Here is a 21,481-nt window from a genome sequence, read left to right as displayed (position 1 = left end):
TCAAGCCCCTTTGAAAGGGGAATGCATATGTCGGGTTTAATTCATCCTCCCCAAAAACTGAATTCTGTGGGAATCCAGCTTGATGAAAATAAACAACAAGATCGTGAAGGACCATAAAGAGGATCCCCCATAACTAAAGAAGGGAAGCGGAATCCCCACCACGGGAAACAAGCCTATGGTCATGGCGATATTGATCAAGAAATGGAAGAGCAATAGCGAGATCACACAATAGCCATAAACCCTCGAAAATCTGTTTTTCTGCCTCTCTGCCAGGATTATCAAGCGGATCAGCAAAGAACAAAACAGGAATACGACGACAATGCTTCCTACCCACCCGAATTCTTCACCCAAGGTGCAGAAAATAAAATCCGTATGTTGTTCGGGCACAAAGTCAAATTTGGTCTGTGTTCCCTCCAAATACCCCTTTCCCCAAAAACCACCTGATCCGATGGCGATTTTGGATTGGGTCACGTTCCATCCCACACCCAATGGATCCAAATCGGGGTTGAACAATACCATAATTCTATTTTGCTGGTGCGTCGGCAACTTGGAAACCACAAAATCCAGACTGTAACTGTAGCCTATCACCACAGCCCCAATAGCCAAAAGACTTAGGCTCCTCCTGAGGCTTTTTTTGCCCATGAAATTGAGTACACCAAGCACGACAGCCACACCAATGACAAGGTAAAGATTGTTTTCAATGCCCAAGGCCAATAGGGAAATGGTGATAAATGTCAAACCCAAAACGTAGTACCGCTGAGGCATTCCTTCCCTGTAAAGCATCACAAAAAATGCGGAATACACCATAGCGGTCCCTGTATCTGGCTGCAGCATGATAAGTGACACCGGAATCATGATGATGGCCAACGCTTGAAGCTGATATTTGACTTGACTCAAGTCAAAACTCGGCCGCTCCATAAACTTTGCCAAAGCAAGTGCCGTAGCAAATTTCGCGAATTCTGCGGGTTGTAAACGGAATGCACCGATTTCAAACCATGCCCGCTGGCCATTGATCTCCTTCCCAAAAAATGGGGTAATCAGCAAGAAGATCACAAAAACCCCATAGAGGATTATGGAAAGATTTTCGAACAATCGGTAATCGGCCACCATGATGACCGTAATCAACAGTAGCGCTGTACCGATCCAAACCAATTGCTTACCGGAATTGATCGAAAAGTCAAAAATACTTTTAGCCGCCTGCTCGTCATACACGGCCGCATAGATATTGAACCAACCGATAATTACCAATGAAGCATAAATGCCAATGGTAATCCAGTCTATCTTATTGATGTATAAATCGTCCTGTCTCAAATCACATGAATTTACCTACCCGCACGTATTCTTCCAACTCTAGTCTAGTGACTTCTCCCCTCAAATATTTTTCAATCATCAGACTGGCGATGCTTGCAGCGGCCCTTCCTCCCCAACCCGCATTTTCCACATATACCGCAATGGCAATTTTGGGGTCGGATTTTGGGGCAAATGCGATGAATACAGAATGATCTTCTCCTTGAGGATTTTGAGCTGTTCCAGTTTTTCCCGCTATTTCGATATCCTTGATCACTGCCCTTGCCGCGGTTCCATAGATGGCCTGCGCCATAGCATCCTGAACCATATCAAAATGATGGGCATCTACGCCAACTTCATGTTTTGTACGGAACTCTTCCGGGATGTTATCAGTGTTTCCGTCTATCGCCTTGATCAGATGTGGGGTATAATAATACCCTTTGTTGGCAAAAACCGCAGCCAAATTTGCCATTTGCAAGGGCGTCACCAACATTTCACCCTGACCAATGGAAAGGGAGTAAATGGTTGAATATTTCCATCTCCCAGCACCATATACCCGGTCATAAAGTTTGCTGGAAGGAATTGAGCCCCCTTTTTCATTGAACATGTCCAATCCGAGAGGAGAACCCAATCCAAATTTCATCACGGATTCCCTCCATTCATTCAGGCCAATTTCAGTGTCCTTGAAAGTGTTGCTTGACACTTCCCTGTTGATGATTGCCCTAAATGCTTGGTGATAATAGGGATTGCAGGAATTCCGAATAGCCCCAAAAAGATCCACTGGACTTGGATGGTTGTGACAGGCTACAAGCGATCTGTTGCATGCGAAAGTAGTATTGACATTCAAAATCCCGGATTGAAGTCCGACAAGCGACTGTACAATCTTGAAGATCGATCCCGGAGGATACATGGCCATGATCGGTCTATTGAAAAGGGGCCTCGTATCGTCTTTGTTGAGCAACATGTAATTGGTACTGAACTGCGCACCCGTCAGCACGTTTGGATCATAACTTGGAGCAGAGATCATGGAAAGGATTTCGCCAGTCTTCGGCTCTATCGCAACCACTGAACCCCTTTTTCCAGCCATTAGCATTTCGCCGTATTGTTGGAGAAGAAGGTCAATGGAAGAAGTCACGTTTTTCCCCGCAACGGAAGCAGTATCGTATTCCCCGTTTTTAAAGGGGCCTTTGTCCACACCCCGAACATTCACCATTTTGTATTTGACACCCTTTACACCACGGAGTTCCTTTTCATAAAAGCCCTCCATACCACTCAACCCCACATAATCACCCTGTCGATAATACTTTACAGTATCTCGCCCCAATTGATTCCCACTGATTTCTCCAATATAACCCAGTGTATTGGCCGAACTCGCCTGTGGATACGACCTCACTGATCGGGACATGACAAAGAGTCCTGGATAGTCAATCAAATAATCTTGGATCCTCGCAAAATCCGTGGTGGAAATCTGCTTGATGAGTGTAGAAGGTTTTACCGAGGAGTATTTTCTGGCAGCTGTATAGGTTTCAATCAAATGCTCTTTGCTGACCCTAAAAATCTCACAAAACCTCGCAGTATCGCGTACCTGAAATTCCTTCGGAATGATCATCAGGTCAAAAATCGGATTGTTATAGACCATAATCTTGCCCGTTCTATCATAGACAAGTCCACGATAGGGATGATCAACGACTCTTTGAATGGCATTTCTTTCAGCCCTTTTCAAAAAACTGTCATCGGCGACTTGAATTAAAAATAGTTTGGTCAACAATACCAATCCAACCAGTACTACTACTACGATGATGGTTAACGGCCTTTGGTCATTCATTAAATTCCTCTCCTTCTTCTGTAGAACAACAGCTGAACAATAATACTCATTATAAACACAAAAATAGCACTTGCAACTATTTTTTGAACAACAAACAGGAACAAACCAGTTCCTAAATTATCAATATAAAAAAAGAAAATGTGGTGCAGCAAAATCAACGGAATACTGTACGTAAAGAACCATCCGAAGCCCATATTCAGTACCGATGGCTGTAAATCGTCATCGTATCCTCCCCTTGGCGTGATCATTTTGATCCAGCGTCTCCTGACAAAAGCAACGGCAAGGATGCTCGCTGTATGGACGCCCAAAGTGTCATAAAAAAGGTCGATTCCCATCCCCAGCACAAAAGCAATGATCAAGGTAGGAACGGTCTTGATCTCTATTGGGAGTAGCAGGATGTACAGCACATAAAGGAAACAAAATGCGGTCCCAAAAAGCACAAGGTTCTTCAACACCAGTATCTGCAACAACAGAAAAACAATGAAGCTTACAATCAATAAAAAAATCCTGCTATTGTTCATTTTTTATTCCGGTAGTTTGATAAAGGGAATCCAACTCAACCACTTTATAATTGTCAACTAGATAAACATAAGAAATGCGGGTGAAGTCAGTAGTCAGCTCAATCGTGATGTCAAGATAATTCGTGTCTGTACCCTGTTTGACTTCCAAAACGGTCCCTATGGAAATCCCCTCTGGAAATACCGCATTGTACCCAGAGGTCACGACTTGATCCCCAACTTTGATGTCTACGTGTCTGGGAATATAGAGCAATTTGGCTTTTTTAGAATCCAAACCATCCCACTTCGTGGACCCAAACACCTCGGTCGACTTAATTTTTGAGGAAATCAATAAATCCGTGTGCAAAAGAGAAATGACAGTCGCAAAATTTTCGGAAACCCCTTTTACCCTGCCCACGACACCTTCCTCATTGAACACTCCCATTCCCTCTTTCAATCCCTGGAGTGCACCTTTGTTCAGTGTAATGAAATTTTGGGAAAGCCTGATGGAATTGTTGATCACTTTTGCTCCCTTAAACTGGATGTCCCCGAATAAGGCGGAATCAAGGGGAATGAAAACACTGTCCGGTGGATTTTTGAACTTTTGCAATTCTGCGAGCAATTCGGCATTTTTTTCCATCAGATTCCTGTTTACGGAAGTCAATGCAAAATAATCCATCACACCACTTCTATATCCAAGAATTGTCCCGCTCAGCTGATTAGAGCTATTAAAAAACACCGACCCTTGCTGGGAATTAAAAGAGACGATTAACCAAATGGCAACCGCCTCCAAAAATATAAATAAAAGAAGGGCTCTTATGCTATAAAGAAATAGTAAAATGCGCTGCATTTAATCATTAGGTCATCAAAACGGTTCTGAAATTGGCAATGTTCTTCAAGGCTGTGCCTGTCCCCCTTACCACTGCCCTTAACGGATCTTCAGCGATATGGATTGGAAGTTTGGTTTTTTGGTGAAGCCTTTTGTCAAGACCTTTCAACAAAGCGCCTCCACCTGTAAGGTGAATTCCATTGTCATAAATATCAGCAGACAATTCTGGTGGTGCGATCTCCAAAGCCTTTAGAACAGCTTCCTCAATTTTGGAAACAGATTTGTCTAAGGCAAAGGCAATTTCTGAATAAGAGACCTTGATGACTTTAGGAATACCAGTCATGAGATCACGACCTCTTATTTCATAATCATCCGGAGCATCGTCCAATTCCGTCAATGCCGACCCGATCGCAATCTTAACTTTCTCTGCAGAACGCTCGCCGATCAACAAATTGTGCTGTCTTCTCATGTAATCCAGGATATCTTTGGTAAAGGTATCACCAGCCACCCTGATGGATTGATCTGCCACGATTCCCGAAAGTGCAATCAGCGCAATTTCAGTAGTTCCTCCTCCGATATCCACAATCATGGATCCCATTGGTTTTTCAATATCTATCCCGATACCGATGGCTGCGGCGATAGGTTCGTATATCATGTATACCTCTTTGGCTCCTGCATGTTCTGCAGAATCCCTTACGGCTCTTTTCTCAACTTCGGTAATTCCCGATGGAATACAGATCACCATTCTATGTGATTGTGGAAACATCCCTTTTTTATGACCTGGGATCATTTTGATGAGGCCACGGATCATTTGTTCCGCTGCAAAGAAATCCGCAATCACCCCATCCTTCAAAGGACGAATGGTTTTGATGTTTTCATGCGTTTTTTCGTGCATATTCATCGCATCCCTGCCCACCGCAAGCACCCTATTGGTGGTCCTGTCGATAGCAATGATAGAAGGCTCATCTACCACTATTTTATCTTTATGTATAATCAGCGTATTCGCTGTGCCTAAGTCGATAGCAATGTCACTGGAGAAAAAATCGAATAATCCCATTATGTTTTTTGATTGATTTGATTTTTGAAGACCGTTCAAAGTTCGCATACCCTATGCAGAACATGAAACGCGGGTTGGCAAAATTATTACCTTAATCCCGATTTATAATAAGAAAGCGTTTTTTTTTTAAAAGTATCTTTTCAATTGGCGTGAAAGCTCAAAATGGCACTGTTTTCGGAAATATTTTCCAAGTCCGTTAATGGTGTTTTTTTTGACCATAACAAATGTAACAATCCCTGTACCAAATGCTAAGCCCTCTTTAAAAAGTAGCTTATAGGTAGATAACAGCTTTATTTAAAAGCGCTTAAAATCAAAGGATTCCCAAGGTTGTTTTTTTTATGGAAAATATTTTATTAAATTTGCAAAGTATTAACCGAGTAAATAGAGGGGACATCAAGTCCCCTCTTTCATTATGGAAATTTGAAAAATGAGCTTGAAACAGACTATTGAGGAAATTGTAGAAAAGCACCTGCCGGATGAAACACATTTCGTTGTAGATGTTCAAGTGATAGAAAAGGGTCCCAAACCACAGGTTAAAATCCTAATTGATGCCGATGGTGGTTTGAATATTGACACTTGTGCGTTGCTTAGCCGCCATGTTGGGGAAGAAATCGAAGCAAAGGAATTGCTTTCGGATGCATACATTCTGGAAGTTTCCTCACCGGGACTAGACTTTCCGTTGAGTTCCAAAAGGCAATACATGAAAAATATTGGCCGAAACCTAAAAATATCATTGCTAGACGGCACTGAAGTCGAGGGTGAATTAATAAGTGTGGATCAGTCTGCGATTCAGATAGGAGTAAAGAAAAAACCAAAAGGTGAAAAAGCCAAAGAGGAAGAAGTCTCCATCGCACTGGACCAAATCAAGAAATCAATCATATTAGTCTCTTTTAAGTAAAAAAAATGGATGCTAAAATTCTTATAGAATCATTTGCAGAGTTTGCAAGATCAAAAAATGTAGATCGTCCAACCATGATCCGCATTCTGGAAGATGTCTTCAGAGCGATGATTCGCAAAAAATTCGAGACCGATGAAAACTTTGATGTTACCATCAATGCCGACAAAGGAGATCTTGAAATTTTGAGGATCCGTGAAATTGTCGACGACAATTCCGAGGATATTTGGGATTTTGACAAAATAAGCATCAGCGATGCCCGTAAAATCGAGCCCGATTTTGAAGTTGGTGAAGAAGTCTACGAAAAAATAGAATTGGAAGAATTTGGAAGAAGAGCTGTTACGATGGCGCGACAAACCCTGATTCAGAAAATCAAAGATCTTGAAAAGGATCTCCTTTTCAACCAATACGAAGAGCTGGTTGGTGAAATAATCTCTGCCGAAGTCTATCAGATTTTGGGTAGGGAAGTACTCTTGATGGATTCTGAAGGAAATGAATTGATCCTTCCAAAGACGGAACAGATCCCGAAAGATCGTTTTAGAAAAGGGGATTCTGCCCGGGCCATTGTCCACAAAGTGGAGATGCTCAATGGGAATCCAAGGATCATCTTGTCCAGAACTTCCCCAATGTTTTTGGAAAGACTCTTTGAAAATGAAGTACCTGAAGTGTATGATGGACTCATCACCATCAAAAAAATCGTAAGAGAACCAGGGGAGCGTGCAAAAGTAGCTGTCGAATCTTATGATGACAGGATAGATCCTGTAGGGGCTTGTGTCGGAATGAAGGGGAGCAGAATCCATGCAGTGGTTCGCGAATTACAAAATGAGAACATCGATGTCATCAATTACACCGATAACCTTGATCTTTATGTAAGCAGGGCTTTGAGTCCAGCAAAGATCAGCTCCATTCAGGTCAACAAGGACGAGAAAAGGCTTTCTGTTTTTCTGAAACCTGATCAAGTTTCCATGGCCATCGGCAAGGGAGGATTCAATATCAGACTGGCCAGCAGATTGGTTGGTTATGAAATAGATGTATTTAGAGAGTTAAGTGACTATGAAGAAGAAGAGGATGTAGATCTGAACGAATTCGTAGATGAAATTGAAGGCTGGGTCCTTAAAGAACTGAAAAAGACTGGTTTGGACACAGCTAAAAGTGTGTTGTCCCTTACCAAAGAAGATCTTTTGAGAAGAACCGAACTTGAAGAGGAAACGATTGAGGAAGTCTTTAAAATATTAAAACAGGAATTTGAACAGTAAATAAAGGCCGAATTAGACAATAATAGGCCTTATATTTGCAAAAGTATTTAGAAAGAGGTTTTAGCGTATGTCAGAAGAAAAAACGATGCGATTGGGCCAAGTAGCCAGAAAACTTAACGTAGGGATATCTACGATAGTTGAATCTATGGCAAAAAAGGGCTTTGAAGTAGAAAATAATCCAAACTCCAAAATTAATACGGAGCAATACAACCTGTTGGCAAAGGAGTTCAGGTCCTCGGCACAGGAAAAAGAAGAGGCTTCTCACCTTTCCATCGGGAAACGACACCATGAGTCGTTCACAATAGAAGCTGAATCAGACACGCGTGAAGAAAAAAAACCTGCACCTCCAGTTGAAACAAAACCGGAACCTGCAAAACCTCTTCCTCCTGTATCTGTAGAACAAAAAATCACTCCAGTCCCAGAAGAAAAGAAAATTGTCCCGGAAGCTCCGAAACTTCAAGGCATAACCGTTCTCGGGAAAATTGATTTGAATCCGAAAAAAGCGCAACCAAAAAAGGAAGAAGAAAAACTACCTCCAGCTGAAAAAGCAGTCGCACCAATCGTTGAAAAACCAAAAGAGGAGAAAGTCATCGCTGAACCTCAAGCTGTGAAAACTCCTGAGCCTTTGCCCGAAAAAGCAATAGAAGCCAAACCTGAAAAGACTCCTGAGCCGCAAGCCCAGAAAAAGGAAGAACCAAAACAAGAAAAACCACCTGTAGCACCAAAGGCTTCGGTGACTCCACCATCAGAAAAGGCTGTAAAACCTGAACACGTTACACCTAAGCCTGAACCAAGGAGAGAATACACGCCGAAACCTCAAGTCGCAGCTGCCAAACCAGCACCTATCGTTTCTAAACCTATCGAAAAACCAGTTCTCTCCACACCCCCAATAGTAGAAACACCTGCTCCCACACAGGTTATTTCTGCAAGGGCTGAATCCTTAAAAGGGCTCACCGTTTTGGGGAAAATTGAATTGCCTGATGACAAGAGCAAGAAGAAAGGGAAGCCGGTAGCCTCTTCTGACGAAAAAGGCAAAGACAAAAAGAAAAGACTTCGCAAAAGAATTGATAAAAATGTGCCCGGAGAAGCTGGAAAACCAGCAACACCAGGCACCCCTTCTGCAGGTCAGCCGCCAAGAAGAACCCCTGGTAGCCCTCCACCAAAACCAGGAGGACCACCAAGAGAACGCAGACCTGCTCAAGCTCGTCCTCCAGGACAGGCTGGCGCTCGTCCAGGTGCTCCATATGGTGGTGCAGGTAGATTCCAAAAAGCTGAACCTACACCAAAAGAAATCCAAGACCAAATCAAACAAACCCTTGCAAGATTGCAAGGAGGCGGAAAATCTGGTGGTGGAAAATCAAAAAACAGACGTGACAAACGTTCTGAAAGAACCCGTGATGTAGAGGAAGGAACAGAGGATACTAAGATCTTAAGAGTAACTGAGTTTATTTCGGCAAATGATCTTTCCTCCTTGATGGACGTTTCTGTCAATGATGTGATTTCAGCTTGTTTGTCCTTGGGAATGTTCGTTTCCATCAACCAAAGGTTGGATGCCGAAGCGATCACCATCATCGCCGACGAATTTGGCTTTGAAGTGGAGTTCACCAAATCCGATGAGGAAGAAAATGAAACCATTCAGCTCGACACTCCTGAAGAATTAGTTCCTAGGGCGCCGATCGTCACCATTATGGGTCACGTCGATCACGGAAAGACTTCTTTACTGGATTATATCCGTACCGCAAAAGTAACAGCCGATGAGGCAGGTGGAATCACCCAGCACATCGGGGCTTACGATGTAATGACCAAAGACGGAAACAAAATCGCATTCTTGGATACTCCAGGTCACGAAGCCTTTACCGCGATGCGGGCAAGGGGTGCCAAAATCACCGACGTGGCGATCATTGTAATTGCGGCGGATGACAACGTCATGCCACAAACCAAGGAAGCCATCAACCACGCGCAAGTGGCTGGCGTCCCAATGATATTCGCGATAAACAAAATCGATAGACCAAATTCCAATCCAAACAAAATCAAGGAGGAATTGGCCAATATGAATCTCTTGGTAGAAGAATGGGGTGGAAAATACCAGTCCCAAGATATCTCTGCCAAAACCGGACAAGGTATTGATGACCTTCTCGAAAAGGTATTGTTGGAAGCTGAAATTCTTGAATTGAAAGCCAATCCAAACAAAAATGCCCAAGGAACAGTCGTTGAAGCCGCTTTGGACAAAGGTCGCGGATATGTATCCACGGTAATGGTCCAAGCGGGAACATTGAAAGTTGGTGACATCATGCTTGCTGGTCAGCACTATGGCCGTGTCAAGGCTATGTTTGACCATACGGGCAAAAAAGTTAAGCAAGCGGGACCATCCACTCCTGTCCAAGTACTTGGATTGAGCGGTGCTCCACAGGCCGGTGATATCATCAAAGTTTACGACACAGAAAGAGAAGCAAGAGAAATCGCCAATTCCAGAGAGCAGATTCAAAGGGAGCAGAGCATGCGAACCAAGAAACACATCACACTGGATGAAATTGGTAGAAGACTTGCCATCGGTAACTTCAAAGAACTTAACATCATCATCAAAGGTGACGTGGATGGATCAGTCGAAGCACTTTCCGATTCCTTGTTGAAACTTTCCAAAGATGAGGTGAGTGTCAATATCATCCATAAAGGTGTGGGTCAGATCTCCGAATCGGATGTTCTACTTGCCTCTGCATCTGATGCCATTATTATTGGCTTCCAGGTAAGGCCTTCCACCAATGCAAAAAGGCTGGCCGAACAGGAAGAAATCGAAATCAGACATTATTCCATCATCTACGATGCGATCAATCAAATCAAGGATGCCATCGAAGGAATGTTGGAACCTGAATTTGAAGAAATAATCACCGGTAACATCGTCGTGAGAGAGGTTTTCAAAATCACGAAAATCGGAACTGTTGCAGGATCTTATGTTACGGATGGTTTTATTACCAGAAAGAACAAAATCCGCGTAATCAGAGACGGTATTGTCATCTTCGATGGCCATATCGATCAATTGAAGCGATTCAAAGATGATGTAGCTGAAGTGAAAGCGGGTTACGAATGTGGTATTTCCATCAAGAACTTCAACGACATTGAGATCGGAGATACAATTGAAGGTTATTTCATGAAAGAAGTAAAACGAAAAAAATAACTTGAATTTCAAATATCAATAAACAAAAGGAATGGCCACAAGCTGTTCCTTTTGTCTTATAATTCATTATGTATTCGGCATTGATTCTATTTCTAAAAATTGGAGTGCTATTGTCTTTGGGCTCCCTGGTCATGGGTCTGATCCGACCGGTTTTTGTACTTTGGTTTTTTGATCGTTTCAACCGACTCAAAGTTATCCGCATCTACGGAACAATTTTTCTTTTCCTTTTTGTTTTACTTTTGTTGGTCCAATGACACATTCCATGAAAGGTAAAAGAAAATATATCCCCATCAATTGTGGCTATTACGACCGACTGGAAGCATGGGCCACCACAAAAAAAACCTGCGCCATCACCTATAAAAATGGCGATTCCACCGAATTGGTTTCTACCAAAATCTTAGATCTTAAACTGCTGGATGGGATTGAATATCTCTTTGGAGAAAATGGGTTTCTACTGAGATTGGATGATTTGGTTTCCATCGATGGAATACCCTTAGAAATGGGGAATTGTACGTTTTAACCCGAATTCTAAGACAGCGGAAAAGTAACGCAAAGCAGCTAACTTGAGGTAAGTTAGATGGTATATGCGTTTGGCTTCCCAATAAGACTGTAACTACACGAAAATCAGACTATTTACACCATCATGAATAGCTCAATAGGGTTAAGTCTAAAAAAGTAAACAACCGACTGATTATTACCCAATTCCAGGCCGGAATAGAATTGATAATGCATAAAAAGGGTTTTAATCAAAAGACCTGTAAGTCTTTTAAAATAATATTTTTTACTATATTTATTTTTTAAAATTATACACTGTTGAAAAAAGGTATTGCCATCTTACTTCTATGCTGTTTTGCATCCTACCACTTTGGGTATTATGTGTTCTATTTTTCTTTTAGGATGCAAATGGAATCCAGTTGGTCAGAAAGAATATTTAGCCAAGATCAAGAAGGGATTGAACACTACCTTATGGAAATCCCACTTTCCATTCCCTACATGGCAAATCAAGAAGATTTTCAGGCAACAAATACCTCCTTCGAAAAAGCTGGGCAGCATTATAGGGTCATCAAGCAGCGATACACCAACGATACCTTGCAGGTCATCTATGTTTCGGATACTGCCAAAAGGACTTTGGACAATACCATCAAACAATGGATCAGTTCATTGATCGCTGATGATGGAACTGAAAATGGTCAGAACACACTTTTTGCCAAGAATTTTGTCAAGGACTATACACAACCTATTCACACATATTCCTTAGGCATCCCTCCCTTTTTTGAGAAAATGCCTATTGGATTCATTTTTTTGCCATACCAAGATTATTCCTTCAAACTGAATACACCCCCCCCAGAGTTGGGTTGATTTTTTTCTGGGTTTTATTCCTTTCGCAAAGGTTTCCGGTGTCAATACTTGTATCTCTGTAGGTCATCCTAAATGTCTATGGCCAAATGGCTTGAAACAAATAGATGTGTATCTCTGCGGTTTTCATTCGGCGGAAATAAAGCCTTGAAATAATTCCAAAGTTCGAAATTTGTTTTTGATTCAACCAAAAACACCTCTTTTGAAAAACTTGGGAAGCATTGGATTAATTCAAAAAAACCATAGACCAGTCGATCCCCGCCTTTTTCTGTCTTAGCGAAAATGGAATGGATAAGAGGAGATGGTTGAAGGGGTTTGACCAAATCTTCCCCTGGACACGAATCCTAGATCGTTTCCCTTTGATGCAATTCCTTTAAAAAAAACGACTCAAAAAGCGGCTTTTTTTCAGGTTTTATGGTGGAATCGGTTTTCGCTTTGATTTAAATTTGGTGTTGACCCAAAGAAAAAAGCAGCACAAACCGACTTTAAAAAAGCCAGAAATGGCACTTTATAAACTCTCTAAAATTTCAAATCATGAAAAACACATACAAATACACACTCCTATTTTCCATTGCATTGCTCCTTCATTGTGGTAAAAGTGTTGCTCAAGGCTGTGTCGCCATTAGACAATTCTCAGGAATTGGCAATGCCGTCGGTCAAGGCAATGCGATTGAAAAAGGAGAATGGAACATCAGTACCAATTATCGCTATTTCAAATCCTTTCGGCATTTTCGCGGATCCCATGAAGAGCCGGACAGAATAACCAACAACACAGAGGTGATCAACTGGTCACACGGTGTGGACTTCAATGTCAGCTACGCATTTTCAGAAAGAGTCTATGGAATCCTATCTTTGCCCTTTGCCTACAATGAGAGGAGCTCCTTATATGAACATGGAAGGACCGAAAGGCATATGACCTATTCAAGCGGTCTCGCGGACATGAGAATCGGTGCGGGATATTGGCTGTTTTCGGGTGAAAAAGCCAGAAAAGGAAATACTGCCATTGGTTTTGGACTGAAATTGCCAACGGGTGATTACAACGCAAAAAGCACATTTTACAATGTCGGACCAGGTGGAAGTCCGGAGGAGAGGCCAGTGGATCAATCCATCCAATTGGGAGATGGCGGTTTGGGACTGATCATCGATGCCCAAGGGGTATGGAATTTTCCGAAAAATTTCTTCTTGTATTATGATGGTTTTTATATGTTCAATCCAAGGAATACAAATGGTACTCTCACCAACAGAAGGCCAAGCGAAGCAATCATGAGCGTGCCCGATCAATTTGCATTCAGAACAGGGGTCTTCAAGCCTATTGCTGCTGTCCATGGATTGGGCTTGTCTTTAGGTGGAAGGCTCGAAGGTATTCCTGTGAAGGATCTTGTAGGAGACAGCGATGGATTCAGAAGACCAGGCTATGTGGTTTCAGTGGATCCAGGTCTCAGTTATATGTTAGGAAATTTCACGACAAGAATTAATATCCCCATCGCATTGGTCAGAAACAGAACCAGAAGCTTGGCGGATATTGCAGATTCCACTCCAGAAAATTTCAGACACGGAGATGCTGCTTTTGCCGACTATTTAGTCAATGTCAGCTTGGCTTGGAGGATCATCAAGAAGGATAAAGGAGTATTCAATTCATTGGATTGATAGCCAGATTTCCTCCTTCTCAGATAAATAAAAAACGGAGATCAATGGACCATTTCTGGTTTATTGATCTCCGTTTTCAAACTTTTGGCAGCCAGCACGATCAAGGAAATCGAAAGCACAAATAAAAGTGCGGCAATGATTGCTAAAATAAAAATCTCATCTTGAAAATTTTTCCAAGCAAACAGGCCCAAAGAGGTGAGTGTGACGGTGAACATGAAAAACATGGGAATCATCACAAATGTCGCGTTGATTTTTTGCTTTATCAGCCAAACCGCAATCGTCAACAATGCCAATGCCGCCAAAAGTTGATTGGCAGACCCAAAAATCGGCCAGAGCGTGGTAAAACCTCCCGAGGCCAAAAGCATGACAGAAAGGATGACCACCACGGTGGTGGATAAGTATCTGTTTTGGGAAATCTTGGCAGCCACGGGATTTTTTACATCTTCAAAATATTCCTGCAAGGTAAACCTTGCCAATCTCGTGCAAGTATCCAAAGTAGTCAAGGCAAAAGCGGAAACTGTCAGAGCCACAAAGCCAATGGCAAAATCCACAGGAATTCCCATGGAAGAAATCATGTTGCCCAATCCATTGGCAAATAACGGGACGGGGCCATCGGTGACCATTCCACTTAAATAATCCGCCCTGTTCATCACAATCACCGCCCCTACCGCGATGATCGCCAGGAAAGACTCGATCAACATCCCCCCAAAACCAACGATTTTCGCATCGCTTTCCTTATCCAGCTGCTTGGAGGTGGTTCCGGAAGCAACCAGTGAATGAAAACCACTGATGGCTCCGCAGGCAATGGTCACAAAAAGAACGGGGAAAATATACCCTAGATTTTCGGAACTCAGATGAACTTCATTGTCCATCACAATTTCCGGATTGGCGATAAATACCCCGACCACCGCAGAAAGAATCAACCCATAAAGCAAAAAGCTGTTCAGATAATCCCTAGGCTGAAGCAACGTGGAAATGGGCGTGACGGAAGCAAAGAAAGCATAGATCAATAGCAGATAAACCCAAGTTTGATAATCCAATGCAAAGGGAATCTGCATCCCCAGATAAACAAAATAATACATCAGAACGATCCCTATGATTGAAATAACCACAAAAGCCAATTTCCTATCTCCCACCAATCGATTTACAAGCCCAAAAGCCAATGCCAAAAGAATGAACAGAATTGAAGCAGAGGCCACACCGGGATTGCTCACAAAGGTTTTGGCAATGATATCTGCAAAAACCCCAATAATGAGGATTAGGGTAGAGAAGCTGAAAATGATAAAAAGTTGCTTTCCTTTATAGCCAATGTTGTTTTGGATAATCACGCCAATGGATTTCCCTTGGTTTCTGAGCGATGCCGCCATACTCCCAAGATCATGCACTGCACCAAAAAAAATACCGCCCACCAAAATCCAGATCACTGCAGGTATCCAGCCAAAAGTGACGGCAATGATCGGCCCAACTATTGGTCCCGCTCCCGCAATGGAGGCGAAATGGTGGCCCAATACCACAATGGGTTTGCTCGGGATATAATCAATCCCGTCCCGATGTGTATGTGAGGGTGCCTTTCGGGTATCGGTAAGTTTGAATTTATTGTAAACATATTTTCCGTAAATAAAATATGCGGAAACCAAAATGACTCCCGACAAAATCAAAAGGGTGAGTAAGGTCATGTATTTACTTTTGTTTCACGAATTTACTCTTGAATATCCCCTTGTTCCAAATTAATACAAATGGTTTTCAGAACTTTGGTAAAAAAATTTGCGAGGAGTATTCTCTGCAGCCGATGTCTTGATATCTTGGAATACACAGATTAGGAGACCATTTTGGAAGGATATAAACCACTCAGCGTCTCCTAAAACGCAAACCTATTCCCCAACTTATGCAGTTGTATTTTATTTAATGGATAATACCTATAAATTTGTAATCCCTGAAGCCATCCTTCAGGGTTCAATAAGAATGAAACATATGGCTTGGTTTAAAAGAACAGATAAAGGAATCAAAACTTCCACCGAGGAAAAAAAAGACACCCCTGATGGATTATGGTTCAAGACCCCAAAAGGGAATATCGTCCATACCCGAGAATTGAAAAACAATTCATTTGTTTGCCCTGACGATGATTACCATGTAAAGATTGGTTCCAAGGAATATTTCGAGATCTTGTTCGACAACAATCAGTTCACCGAAATGGATGCAGGGATGAAATCCGCAGATCCATTGAAATTTGTGGACACAAAACCTTATAGTTCACGCGTGGAAGCCACGATCGAAAAAACCGAGCTCAACGATGCCGTCCGTACCGCTGTAGGTAAAATCAATGGACTGGACCTTGTAGTAGGTTGTATGGATTTTGCTTTTATCGGTGGTTCCATGGGTGCCGTTGTTGGAGAAAAAATTGCAAGAGCTATCGATTATTCCTTAAAAAATAAGGTCCCTTTCCTGATGATTTCCAAATCCGGAGGGGCGAGAATGATGGAAGCAGGATTCAGTTTGATGCAAATGGCTAAAACCTCAGCAAAACTGGCCCTTCTGAACAAAGCGGGCATCCCGTATATTTCACTTTTGACCGATCCAACAACAGGCGGCGTCACGGCCTCCTATGCCATGCTTGGGGATTTTAACATTGCCGAGCCAGGTGCATTGATCGGATTTGCCGGTCCAAGGGTAATTCGGGAAACAATAGGGAAGGATTTACCCAAAGGATTTCAAAGTGCAGAATTTGTTTTGGAACATGGATTTCTTGATTTCATCATCGATAGAAGGCAGTTGAAAAACAGATTGACAACTTTGTTAAACCTCTTGAACAATTAATTGGTTATAGATTTGTAACAAATCCTAAAGATAAAGTCAAAATTCAACCGCATTTTGGCCAGTTATACTGATTATTAAATATATTTGTGTTCCCAAGTTTGGGGCTTAATACTGAAAAAATTAAAGTAAAAAACAACATTAAATGGGTTCAGTAATTATTACTTCAATTGTAGCATTTACAATAATCATTTTGCTACTTGTTTTCATCCTCCTTTTTGCACAGTCCAAATTGGTATCTTCGGGTGATGTCAGGATCATCGTCAATGGCGACGAAAGCAATCCTATCATCGCTTCTGCAGGATCAACTTTGTTGAGCACGCTTGGAAACAAAAAAATATTCCTTCCTTCCGCTTGTGGCGGTGGCGGAACTTGCGCCATGTGCAAGTGCGTAGTCGAAGAAGGTGGTGGAGAAGTGCTTCCTACAGAAGTGGGTCACCTCAGCCGTGCCGAAAAGCAAGGACATGTCAGACTTTCCTGTCAAGTAAAGGTGAAACAAGACATGAAAATCAGAATTCCGGAAGAGATTTTTGGAATTAAGAAATGGGAATGCGAAGTTATCTCCAATTACAACGTCTCCACATTCATCAAGGAATTCAAAGTGAAGCTCCCAGAGGGAGAAACGATGGATTTTGAATCCGGAGGATATATCCAGATAGATGTTCCTATAATCACTGTTAATTTCAAAGGGATTGACATTACGCCACATCCTGATCTTGGCCATCCAAAGGATGTATACCAAAGCGATTGGGATAAATTTGGCCTTTGGGATTTGGTCATGAAAAATGACGAGGAGCTTTTCAGAGCCTACTCCATGGCCAACCATCCAGCAGAAGGAAATATCATCATGCTGACCATTCGTATCGCCACCCCACCTTGGGACAGGGCAAATAACAAATGGATGGATGTGAATCCTGGAGTTTGTTCTTCATATGTGTTTTCACGCATGCCAGGTGACAAAGTCACCATCTCTGGCCCTTATGGTGAATTCCACATCAATCCAACTGGCAGGGAAATGATTTATATCGGCGGTGGCGCAGGAATGGCCCCGTTGAGATCCCACATTTTCCACCTTTTCCACACCGAAAAAACCAGCCGAAAAGTTTCGTATTGGTACGGAGGAAGGTCCAAAAAAGAATTGTTTTACACAGATCAATTCAGAGAAATTGAAAAAGACTTTCCGAATTTCAAGTTCTATGTAGGACTTTCCGAACCGCTTCCGGAAGACAATTGGAAAGTGAACAAATCACTTGACGACACCGAAGGGGATGGTTATGTTGGATTTATACATCAAGTGATGTATGACAACTATGTGAAGAATCATCCTGAACCAGATGAAATAGAATTTTACCTTTGTGGTCCTCCTTTGATGAACGCAGCGGTATTGAAACTCTTGGAAGATTTAGGAATTCCTCAGGAAAACATCAGATTCGATGATTTCGGAGGTTAATAAAAGAAAATTGAGTCCCGCCTTTGCGGGACTTTTTTTTTGCCCTGCCATTAATTTGCTTATTTTTGATTCTTTCTAAGCCAATATTATGAACCTTGATTTATTCTTTGAACCCATTGCTGAGGAGATTACGCAACAAAAATTTGCGCAAAATTCCTTTTACAATTTCATTCATGTCCACAGTGAGACCTTCCCTGATCTCAAAGGGATCCAGATCGCTCTGATCGGATTGAAGGAAAAAAGGGGGATGAAGAATTCCGATAGTGTAGAACGTTCGGCAACAGAAATAAGAGAAAAACTTTACCATCTGAAAAAAGGCCAATCCCATTATAAAATCGCCGACTTAGGGGACTTGATGGTAGGCGATACATTGGAGGAGTCCATAAAAATCCTTCAGAATGTCGGGGAATATTTGATGAAAAAACAGATTCTTCCTGTTTACATGGGGGGATCACATGATTTGGATCTTGGGCAATATCTTTCTTATCAAGGGCTCAAAAAGATGGTCAGCATGGTCACCGTGGATGCAAAGATAGACATGGAAGATGAGGGGTTGCCTCACGAAATTCACTCGCAGGACATTATTCTTCACCAACCCAACTTCCTTTTCAACTACAGTCACTTAGGATACCAGAGTTTTTTGGCGGATCCCGAGCTGATCAATGCCTTGGAGAAACTGTATTTTGACCATGTCAGGTTGGGAAATCTCCGGGGGAATTTCAAGGAAATCGAGCCTTTGATTAGAAATGCCGATTTGCTGAGCTTTGACATCTGTGCCATCCACTCCGCGGATGCTCCCGGTGCCGTGGACGCCCAACCCTTTGGGATGACTGGCGAGGAAGCTTGCCAGATTTGCAGATTTGCGGGAATGAATGAAAAACTAAGTTCCATCGGTATCTATGGCTATCAGCCTTACTACGATGACAACAGGAACAAAACCGCAGCCGTCATCGCAACCATGGTTTGGTACTTTATCGAGGGCTTTTACGACCGGAAAGACAGCCTCTCCTTCAAAAGCAATGATTATATCAAATATACCGTATCCTTGGATTCCAATCCTTCAACCATCATCTTTTTCAAAAGCAAACTCAGTGAAAAATGGTGGATGGAAATCCCACAAACCACGCAGGGTAAATTTGAAAGGGTCAGCATCATTCCATGCAGTTACAAAGATTATCAGATGGCGCAATCCGGAGAAATCCCCGAACGATGGATCAATGCCCAACTTAAGCTTTTCTAAATGAAGTTGTTCACCAAGCAACAACTTGCCCTCAGAAATGGACAAGACAAACCAGAAATTTGGGTGGCTTACAAAGGGATAATATATGACGTGACCGATTCCAAGATGTGGAAAAACGGCAAACATTATGAACATTGGGCAGGTCAGGACCTTACCGATGAGATTGCGGATGCCCCGCATACAGAAAACGTTTTTAAGAAATTCATGTCTGTAGGACAACTTAAGGAATAATATGATATTGATTGCGGATAGTGGCGCGAGCAAAACAGACTGGCGGGTAATTGCCAAAAACGGCCAGATTGGCCAATTCAGGGGTATTGGCTTCAATCCAAATTACCAAACCTCCGAGGAAATGGCCAACGATCTCAGACAGGATTTCCTGCTGGACTTGAGAGACGAGGTCGAAACAATCTATTACTATGGAGCCGGCTGCTCCTCTCCAAAAAACAGAAAACACGTGGAAAGTGCACTCAGGAGCATTTTCAAACATGCCGAGATCAACGTGGATCATGACATGATGGCGGCTGCAAGAGCAACTTGCTCAGATCAGCCTGGTATCGCCTGCATCTTGGGGACCGGTTCAAACAGTTGTGATTATGATGGAGAATTCATCATTGCCAACCGACCAGCTCCAGGGTATATTTTGGGTGATGAGGGAGGAGGGGCTTACATCGGCCGTCAATTTCTCCAAGATTTTATCCATGACGAAATGCCTGGGAAATTAAAAGAAAAGGTCATTGATCATTTTCAACTGGATTACCAAACCATCCTTGAAAATGTGTACCAAAGACCATTTCCGGGGAGATACATGGCCAGTTTCTGCCGGTTCATTTCGGAAAACAAAGCAGATCCTTATTGCTACATGCTTTATTACAACTCCTTTCAGGATTTTTTCAAAAAATACGTTGCCAAATACGAGGGTTACAAAGACAAACCCGTCAGTTTCGTGGGTTCCGTTGCCTATTACAACAGTGAAATCCTAAGAAGTGCCGCTTTTGATGCGGGAATAAAAGTCAATATCATCATTGAAGGCCCCATTGCTGGACTCACACTCTTTCATCAGAAAATGCTATGAATACTACCGAAAGCTCTTCCCTATACGACAACCTTGAACAAATGGACGTCGCAACAATCCTACAAAACATCAATGAGGAAGACAAAAAAGTGGCGCATGCTGTCGCAAAGGCTCTTCCGTCCATTGGATCCTTGGTGGAAGGAATCATTCCAAGAATGCAAAAGGGAGGTCGGTTGATTTATATTGGGGCAGGAACAAGCGGAAGACTGGGCATTCTCGATGCATCGGAATGTCCTCCCACCTATGGGGTCCCGCATGACCTGGTTTTGGGGATTATCGCAGGAGGTGACACCGCCATCAGGAAAGCAGTGGAACATGCCGAGGACGATTTTGAGCAGGCCTGGCAAGACATTCAACAGCACGGATTCAATGCTCAGGACACGGTGATCGGCATCGCCGCTTCCGGAACTACTCCTTATGCGATCGGAGGTGTTAAGGCCGCAAAAGCCGCGGGACTCTTGACTGCTTGCATCACCTGCAATACCAATAGCCCCTTGGCTGCGGCTGTAGATTTTCCCGTGGAGGTGGTTGTCGGACCGGAATTTGTCACGGGCAGCACGAGGATGAAAGCGGGCACAGCCCAGAAGCTTGTCCTGAATATGATTTCTACCTCCGTGATGATCAAACTGGGCAAGGTTAAGGGAAACAAAATGGTGGACATGCAATTGTCCAACAAAAAATTGGTGGAAAGGGGTGCCAGGATGATCATGGAGGCAACTGGGCTCGACAAAGAAAAATCAGAATCGATGCTTCATCAATATGGCTCCGTAAGAGCCGCAGTGGATGCTTTTCACCAAAAGTGAAGTAAGTAGGCCTTGGATTTCATATACTCCTCACAAAGAGTGCCCTGAATATCTTTTCATTGACTTTTTTGAAACAATAGCGCGCACAAAAACGGCATAGGTCTTTTGTGTTGAAGACCCAGGAGGAAAATTCGAATCGCGCGAACAAGGGTGTATCCATGCTCTTATTTTTGGCCATTTTTAGAATTATGAAATAATGTGACAAGTATTTGTTATCTTTGCACCCCGTTAAAATTCAAGGACTTAAGGTTGAGCCTTGTACTTCGGGAAAAACAAATACA

18 protein-coding genes are annotated in these 21,481 nt (G+C 42.6%); 12 read left to right on the top strand and 6 right to left on the bottom strand.

The genetic code is table 11. The features are described from left to right. Nucleotides 1-36: 36 nt before the first annotated feature. The 5 genes from rodA to F824_RS0102260 are packed head-to-tail and all read right to left on the bottom strand — an operon-like array spanning nucleotide 37 to nucleotide 5,495. On the bottom strand, nucleotides 37-1,311 hold the full coding sequence (rodA, locus tag F824_RS0102280) for a rod shape-determining protein RodA (protein WP_019596226.1): 1,275 nt from the start codon (nucleotides 1,309-1,311) through the stop codon (nucleotides 37-39). Between the two features lies 1 nt (nucleotide 1,312). Next, the gene (locus tag F824_RS0102275) at nucleotides 1,313-3,112 is read right to left on the bottom strand and encodes a peptidoglycan D,D-transpeptidase FtsI family protein (protein WP_019596225.1); all 1,800 of its coding nucleotides are present in this window, start codon (nucleotides 3,110-3,112) and stop codon (nucleotides 1,313-1,315) included. Then, entirely contained in the window at nucleotides 3,112-3,633 is a 522-nt protein-coding gene (locus F824_RS0102270; protein WP_019596224.1) for a hypothetical protein, read from the bottom strand. Before F824_RS0102270 ends, F824_RS0102275 begins: the two co-directional genes overlap by 1 nt. Continuing rightward, nucleotides 3,623-4,459: a rod shape-determining protein MreC gene (gene mreC / locus F824_RS0102265; RefSeq protein ID WP_019596223.1), complete on the bottom strand. Its 837-nt coding sequence runs from the start codon at nucleotides 4,457-4,459 to the stop codon at nucleotides 3,623-3,625. The genes F824_RS0102270 and mreC overlap by 11 nt, the downstream gene beginning before the upstream one ends. Before the next feature lie 7 nt (nucleotides 4,460-4,466). Continuing rightward, nucleotides 4,467-5,495, bottom strand: a complete 1,029-nt coding sequence (locus F824_RS0102260; protein ID WP_026333451.1) for a rod shape-determining protein — start codon at nucleotides 5,493-5,495, stop codon at nucleotides 4,467-4,469. A gap of 427 nt (nucleotides 5,496-5,922) precedes the next feature. Here F824_RS0102260 and F824_RS0102255 point away from each other — a divergent pair, with 427 nt between their 5' ends. The 6 genes from F824_RS0102255 to F824_RS0102220 all read left to right on the top strand — a co-directional run bounded on the left by F824_RS0102255 (nucleotide 5,923) and on the right by F824_RS0102220 (nucleotide 13,821). Next, complete coding sequence (locus tag F824_RS0102255) at nucleotides 5,923-6,393, top strand: ribosome maturation factor RimP (RefSeq protein ID WP_019596221.1); 471 nt, start codon at nucleotides 5,923-5,925, stop codon at nucleotides 6,391-6,393. A 5-nt stretch (nucleotides 6,394-6,398) separates the two neighbouring features. Next, on the top strand, nucleotides 6,399-7,646 hold the full coding sequence (nusA, locus tag F824_RS0102250) for a transcription termination factor NusA (protein WP_019596220.1): 1,248 nt from the start codon (nucleotides 6,399-6,401) through the stop codon (nucleotides 7,644-7,646). 67 nt (nucleotides 7,647-7,713) lie between these two features. After that, on the top strand, nucleotides 7,714-10,818 hold the full coding sequence (gene infB / locus F824_RS0102245) for a translation initiation factor IF-2 (protein WP_019596219.1): 3,105 nt from the start codon (nucleotides 7,714-7,716) through the stop codon (nucleotides 10,816-10,818). A gap of 262 nt (nucleotides 10,819-11,080) precedes the next feature. After that, on the top strand, nucleotides 11,081-11,338 hold the full coding sequence (locus F824_RS0102235) for a hypothetical protein (RefSeq protein ID WP_026333449.1): 258 nt from the start codon (nucleotides 11,081-11,083) through the stop codon (nucleotides 11,336-11,338). 293 nt (nucleotides 11,339-11,631) lie between these two features. Further along, nucleotides 11,632-12,177, top strand: coding sequence for a hypothetical protein (locus F824_RS0102230; RefSeq protein WP_026333448.1), 546 nt, complete (start codon nucleotides 11,632-11,634; stop codon nucleotides 12,175-12,177). Between the two features lie 531 nt (nucleotides 12,178-12,708). Next, on the top strand, nucleotides 12,709-13,821 hold the full coding sequence (locus F824_RS0102220; RefSeq protein WP_019596214.1) for a hypothetical protein: 1,113 nt from the start codon (nucleotides 12,709-12,711) through the stop codon (nucleotides 13,819-13,821). 41 nt (nucleotides 13,822-13,862) lie between these two features. Here F824_RS0102220 and F824_RS0102215 read toward each other — a convergent pair whose 3' ends face one another. Continuing rightward, a complete protein-coding gene (locus tag F824_RS0102215; RefSeq protein ID WP_019596213.1) occupies nucleotides 13,863-15,497 on the bottom strand; it encodes a carbon starvation CstA family protein in 1,635 nt (544 codons plus the stop codon). Between the two features lie 295 nt (nucleotides 15,498-15,792). Between F824_RS0102215 and accD the strand changes: the two genes are divergently transcribed. The 6 genes from accD to murQ all read left to right on the top strand — a co-directional run bounded on the left by accD (nucleotide 15,793) and on the right by murQ (nucleotide 21,200). Beyond that, complete coding sequence (gene accD, locus F824_RS0102210; RefSeq protein ID WP_026333447.1) at nucleotides 15,793-16,635, top strand: acetyl-CoA carboxylase, carboxyltransferase subunit beta; 843 nt, start codon at nucleotides 15,793-15,795, stop codon at nucleotides 16,633-16,635. Nucleotides 16,636-16,777: 142 nt separating this feature from the next. Next, nucleotides 16,778-18,082, top strand: a complete 1,305-nt coding sequence (gene nqrF, locus F824_RS0102205; RefSeq protein ID WP_019596211.1) for an NADH:ubiquinone reductase (Na(+)-transporting) subunit F — start codon at nucleotides 16,778-16,780, stop codon at nucleotides 18,080-18,082. Nucleotides 18,083-18,170: 88 nt separating this feature from the next. Then, complete coding sequence (locus F824_RS0102195; RefSeq protein WP_019596209.1) at nucleotides 18,171-19,322, top strand: formimidoylglutamase; 1,152 nt, start codon at nucleotides 18,171-18,173, stop codon at nucleotides 19,320-19,322. Then, on the top strand, nucleotides 19,323-19,553 hold the full coding sequence (locus tag F824_RS0102190) for a cytochrome b5 domain-containing protein (RefSeq protein WP_019596208.1): 231 nt from the start codon (nucleotides 19,323-19,325) through the stop codon (nucleotides 19,551-19,553). Between the two features lies 1 nt (nucleotide 19,554). After that, nucleotides 19,555-20,397 carry an N-acetylglucosamine kinase-like protein gene (locus F824_RS0102185; protein WP_019596207.1) on the top strand — a complete coding sequence of 281 codons (843 nt, stop codon included), beginning with the start codon at nucleotides 19,555-19,557 and terminating at the stop codon, nucleotides 20,395-20,397. Beyond that, nucleotides 20,394-21,200, top strand: a complete 807-nt coding sequence (gene murQ / locus F824_RS0102180; protein WP_019596206.1) for an N-acetylmuramic acid 6-phosphate etherase — start codon at nucleotides 20,394-20,396, stop codon at nucleotides 21,198-21,200. Before F824_RS0102185 ends, murQ begins: the two co-directional genes overlap by 4 nt. The last annotated feature ends 281 nt before the right edge of the window (nucleotides 21,201-21,481 follow it).

The organism is Rhodonellum psychrophilum GCM71 = DSM 17998 (assembly GCF_000381545.1).
Classification (GTDB): Bacteria; Bacteroidota; Bacteroidia; order Cytophagales; family Cyclobacteriaceae; genus Rhodonellum; species Rhodonellum psychrophilum.
The sequence above is the reverse complement of the archived record's forward strand: the minus strand, read 5'-3'. Positions and strand labels throughout refer to the sequence as shown.